We start from the raw sequence: 356 nt of genomic DNA, 5'->3' as shown, positions 1-356 counted from the left end.
CAAAGGCCGTAACCGGGTAGAGGGCCCAGAGGCTTAAGAGCGGGCGCGAGCAGCGTTGCGCAGTGCTTTCACCTGGTCGTGATTACGCTGCACGCCTTGCAGTTGCTTCTCCACCAGGGCATAGGTAGTGTCTGAGGCAGTGCGGCCCAGTTTAACCAGCTTCTCACGGGCTTCCTTATAAGCCTTCAGGGCATGGTCCTCGCCGCGCTCCACTTCGTTGAGCACTGCTTCTTCATCCTTGCCGGTGACCATCGACTTAAGGTTGACCCAGCCGCGATGCAGATCGCCACTGAAGCTGGTAGAGGTTTCCGGTTCGCCACCCAGGCGGCGCACTTCGCTTTGCAGTTCACCGGCCG

The 356-nt window shown here is 60.1% G+C and carries 1 protein-coding gene; it reads right to left on the bottom strand.

Translation table 11 applies throughout. From position 1 onward, the window contains the following. Positions 1-33: 33 nt before the first annotated feature. Positions 34-356, bottom strand: a 323-nt coding sequence (locus QWI17_RS00825; RefSeq protein ID WP_302720591.1) for a ferritin-like domain-containing protein, incomplete at its 5' end; no start/stop codon positions are given.

This window comes from Gilvimarinus gilvus (assembly GCF_030518155.1).
Lineage (GTDB): Bacteria > Pseudomonadota > Gammaproteobacteria > Pseudomonadales > Cellvibrionaceae > Gilvimarinus > Gilvimarinus gilvus.
Note: the sequence above shows the minus strand (reverse complement) of the source record. Positions and strands in the feature narration are given on the sequence as shown.